The sequence below is a fragment of the Claveliimonas sp. genome, assembly GCF_037273965.1.
In the GTDB taxonomy this organism is placed as follows: domain Bacteria; phylum Bacillota; class Clostridia; order Lachnospirales; family Lachnospiraceae; genus Claveliimonas; species Claveliimonas bilis.
The window spans coordinates 1-3,373 of sequence record NZ_JAYAZJ010000014.1 but is presented as its reverse complement, the minus strand read 5'-3'; the positions used below and the strand labels follow the sequence as shown (position 1 = coordinate 3,373).

General features: G+C 43.0%; 2 protein-coding genes. Both read left to right on the top strand.

Features of this window, described 5'->3' with window-relative positions:
* Positions 1 to 105: 105 nt before the first annotated feature.
* Positions 106 to 2,055 carry a sensor histidine kinase gene (locus tag WJ238_RS00210; protein ID WP_337605829.1) on the top strand — a complete coding sequence of 650 codons (1,950 nt, stop codon included), beginning with the start codon at positions 106 to 108 and terminating at the stop codon, positions 2,053 to 2,055.
* Positions 2,052 to 3,326 (top strand): response regulator, encoded by a 1,275-nt coding sequence (locus WJ238_RS00205; protein WP_337605828.1) that lies wholly within the window; start codon positions 2,052 to 2,054, stop codon positions 3,324 to 3,326. Before WJ238_RS00210 ends, WJ238_RS00205 begins: the two co-directional genes overlap by 4 nt.
* Positions 3,327 to 3,373 lie beyond the last annotated feature (47 nt).

Here is a 3,373-nt window from a genome sequence, read left to right as displayed (position 1 = left end):
ACATAATGCATGAATTATTTTTTATTATAACACTGTTTTTGGGAAAAAGACACAATAAAAAATAATTCATGCATTATGTTTACATACATGTTACGGAGGTCCCAAATGAAATTCATCCATATGATCCGCACAGCAAAACAAAAATGGAATTCTCTGGTAACAAGACAGCTCCGAAAGGTGGGTATCTTTAAACGCCTGAATGTTTCCTTTCTTGCACTCCTGCTTATCTCAGCGCTGTTTCTTACCTTTTTTTCCTTTTTTCAGTATTCCAGAGAGATCAATCTGAACCTTACCCGCTATACCTCTATGCTGGTTCAGAACACCCGGCTGAAAATACAGGATACCATGGAAGAATATGAAAATATGGCGCTTAATTTTTATAATGACAGCCGGATCATCAGAGCTATCTCCGAAAATTCTTCTCTGCCGGAAAACAGAAGTCCCGGTCAGGAGCAGCTGTTTCAGACAAACACCTTTCTGATTGAAAACAGGCTCTATTCTTTGCGCCAGAACAAAAAACATATTGTAAACATCCAGTTTGTCACTCCCTCCCGTCAGTACCATATGGTAGAGGATAACGGCTTTCAAAGAGGCGGCACTATCCGGGATCTGGATGCCTTTTACAAGTCCGATTTCTATCTTGTTCCACAGGATAAGCGGGGATATCCTGTCTGGATGGACGACAAAGAACAGACAGGGATTTTTTACAAAAATGAACAGGTTGTCTATGGTTTTGCAAATATCATCACCATGGAAATTGCTGTATATGAACCAAATACCAGAGATTTTCTGGGCATACTGCTTTTTAACATTGACCGCAGTACCTTTTCCGATATCGAAACTCCTTCCGGAAACAACGACCAAGGAAATATTTTCCTGATCGGAAAAAGCGGAGTACTTACCTGGTTTGATCCCAGCATCAAATCTCCTTCTTTTCCACGTATTCCGGAACTTTTTGAAGAAATGCTGCAAAAAAGAAAAAGTATAGAACAGATTCAGCTGGACCGCCAGAACATTCTTCTGGCTTACGAACAGATTCCTGACACAGAAATGTTTGCCTGCTACATTGCCAGCCTGGATACACTATTGGCACACTCCTACCATATCCGGAATCTCTGTGTCCTGGTATTGATCGGCACAGTGATTGCCTGCTTTATACTTTCCTATTATGTTACCTTCAGCATTTCAGATCCACTGAAAAAATTGAACCGGGTCATGAAAAAAACAGGAAGCGGTAAATGGACAGCCCGATATGAGAACAGCGGACATGACGAGATCACTGCACTGGGAGATCGTTTCAACGAAATGGCTGAAAACACCAACCAGCTGATCGACCAGGTATATCTCTCAGAAATTCACCGTCAGAAGCTGCAGCTCAGCTGGAAAAATGCCCAGTTAGACGCTATGCTTATGCAGATCAATCCACATTTTCTTTATAATACTCTGGATATCATCCGCTGGGAGGCCATGTATGAAGCAGACGGGGAAAGTCCGGTTACAGAAATGATTGAAAAATTCAGCCGCCTCTGCCGTCTGGGAATGAAAACAGGAGGCAATACCATCACACTTAGGGAAGGAATCGAACATGCTTCTATTTATCTGGATGTGATCAATTTCCGCCACAGCGAAAAAATACAGCTGTTCCTGGAAACAGAGGTAGACGATCAGTCTGTTTACATTCCGCAGTTTATTCTTCAGCCAATCATGGAAAATGCCGTCGTCCATGCTTTTGGAGATGCCAGCAGCGGATATTTTATCAGAATCCATTCTTCAGCCTGCGATAATGTCCTTCATATTCTCGTGGAGGATAACGGACGGGGAATGAAAAAAAACGAACTTCACTCTCTTCAGCTTTCTCTGAACAGAGATGAAGCTCCGGACGAAAGTATCGGACTGGTAAACGTCAACCAGCGGATCCGGCTTTTTTACGGGGAATCCTATGGACTACAAATCTCCAGTACTCCTGGAAAAGGCACCCGGATAGAAATTTTGCTTCCCCTTAGAAATCATTCTGAAAATATGACAGACATCACAGGAGGTACAGACAGCTTATGACCTATCAGGTATTAATCGTAGATGATGAAGAAATTGTATGCCGGGGACTGACCCGTTTTGTAAAATGGAGCAGCTATGGTTTTCAGGTGGCCGGAACTGCATCCGATGGAGAGGAAGCTCTGTCTCTGCTCAAAAAAACACATATTGATGTTGTGTTTATGGATATCCGTATGCCGGGAATGACAGGACTGGAGCTTCTTAAGATTCTCAGAAAAGAATATCCTGCAGTTAAAGCTGTAATCCTGAGCGGATACTCTGATTTTTCCTATGCCCAGGAGGCCATCCGTAATGGTGCCAGCGACTATCTGACCAAACCTGTTGTCCTGAAAGACATTGAAGTACTTCTGGAACGTCTCCGCGGAGAGTTTGCCATCCGTCAAAAAGAATCACAGATTCACACTAACCGCCTGGAAGCCCTGCTATTATCCTCAGCCAAAGGTTATTCTCAGATAGATTCTGACAGATATGATCTTCCGAATCTGAAACAATGGTATGGATTTTCTATGATTTTAAAAAACAAGGAATTGTGCCAACAGGATATTGATTTAAAAAAACAGCAGATGAGAAATCAGCTTACATCTCTGATTCCCTCTGCCATATTTCTGGATGATGAGATATTTTCACTTTTTGTTCTGCTTCCCTGGGACTCGGATTCTTCCTTTGATTCCCTTACCTCTCTTCTGGAACAGCTTTGCTCTGGTCTTGAAGAATGGTTTTGCGGTGCCAGCAGCCGGAAATTCGGGCTTGAAAAGATCCACGAGGGCTGGGAGGAAGCACGCAGAGCACGTCATTATCACCGTGCAGGTACCAGAGATTCTATCATCCTCTACCAGAATATTGAGCAGCTTTTTTCAGCCGGTTCTCAGTCTCTTCAGGATATTCTCCCTGAAATTTTCCGCAGGCTTACGAATCCGGAGACGCGTATAAATGCCATCCCCTTGTTAGAAGAGGCTATGCATTCGCTTCTTGATCAGTCTCCATCCCTTACCCAGTACCAGACCGCCTGCATCAGTTTCCTGATTGAACTGAACAGCTATCTGAAGGATCTTCGTCTGAACGAAGAAGAACTGCATACACAACTCAATTCCACCCTCAGCCACATTCTTCTGGCACGAAGTCATAAAAGCAGTGCAGATTCTATGACTTCTTATATAGAATGGCTTATTTCACTGCTCTGCCAGGAAATTCAGGCTGATATTTTCAGCATAGTGCTGGCAGATAAAAAGCTGGATTTCCCGAATGACATCCTTACTCAGTGTCTGTTCATCTGAGCGGTTGAGCAGTGAAATAAGCCATTCTATATAAGAAGTCATAGAAT